This is a genomic window from Kitasatospora sp. NPDC005748 (genome assembly GCF_040630735.1).
Lineage (GTDB): Bacteria > Actinomycetota > Actinomycetes > Streptomycetales > Streptomycetaceae > Kitasatospora.
In genome coordinates this window covers 1-1,012 of the sequence record NZ_JBEXYD010000166.1, presented here as the reverse complement: position 1 = coordinate 1,012, position 1,012 = coordinate 1, and the positions used below count along the sequence as shown (strand labels likewise).

The following is a 1,012-nucleotide window of genomic DNA, read 5'->3' as shown; positions in this document are numbered from 1 at the left end:
AACCGCTGCTGCGGATCCGTCGCCACCGCCTCACGCGGACTGATCCCGAAGAACTCCGCGTCGAACTCCCCCGCGTCGTAGAGGAACCCGCCCTCACCGGACACGCTCTTGCCCACCGCGTCCGGATCCGGATCGACCACGTCGCCGGGCCAGCCGCGGTCCGTCGGGAAGAGGCCGATCGCGTCCCCGCGCGCCTCCAGCAGCTCCCAGAACTCGGTAGGGGACGACACCCCGCCCGGGAACCGGCACGCCATCCCGACGATCACCACGCGGTCGTCCTCGGCCGACGCGCGTCGGACCACGGACCGTGCGGAGCCCGCCGACACGGGATCGGCCCCACCGACCAGCTCGCCCACCAGGTGGCCGACCAGGGCCGCCGGTGTCGGGTAGTCGAACACGATCGTCGCCGAGAGCCGCAGGCCCGTCACATTGCCCAGTCGGCTGCGCAGTTCGACGGCGGTGAGCGAGTCGAACCCGACGTCCCGGAAGGAACGTTCGGCGTCCAGGCCGGCCGGTCCGGCCATCCCCAGCACCAGAGCGGCCTGCGACAGCACCAGCTCCCGCACCACCTCTCGCTGCTCGTCCGGCCCCAGCCCGGCCAGCCGCGCGGCCAGGGCGTTCTGGGCGCCGACGGCGGCCCGGCCCGCCGAGCGGCGGGTGCGGGAGCCCTGGTGCCCGGCGCGGACCAGACCGGTCAGCAGCGGCGGCACCTCGCCGGAGTTCCGCAGGGCGGCCAGGTCCAGCCTGGCCGTCACCACGAGCGGCGCGGCGGCGCGGGCGGCCGCGTCGAGCATGCCGAGCCCGTCGGCCGCGGGCAGCGGCCTCAGCCCCTGGCGGGACAGCCGGCGCCAGTCGGCGTCGGTGAGACCGCCGGCCATGCCGTCCTCCCACGGGCCCCAGGCCAGCGACACCGCGGCCAGGCCCTCGTGCCGCCGGTGAGCGGCCAGCGCGTCCAGGAACGTGTTCCCCGCCGCGTAGTTCGCCTGCCCCGGATTGCCCCAGACGCCGGCCA

Annotated in this window: 1 protein-coding gene; it reads right to left on the bottom strand. The window is 75.8% G+C overall.

Annotation, left to right across the window (positions count from 1 at the left end):
- Window positions 1–1,012: beta-ketoacyl synthase N-terminal-like domain-containing protein (locus ABZ495_RS37100; RefSeq protein ID WP_359840402.1), on the bottom strand; the 1,012-nt coding region annotated here is incomplete at both ends.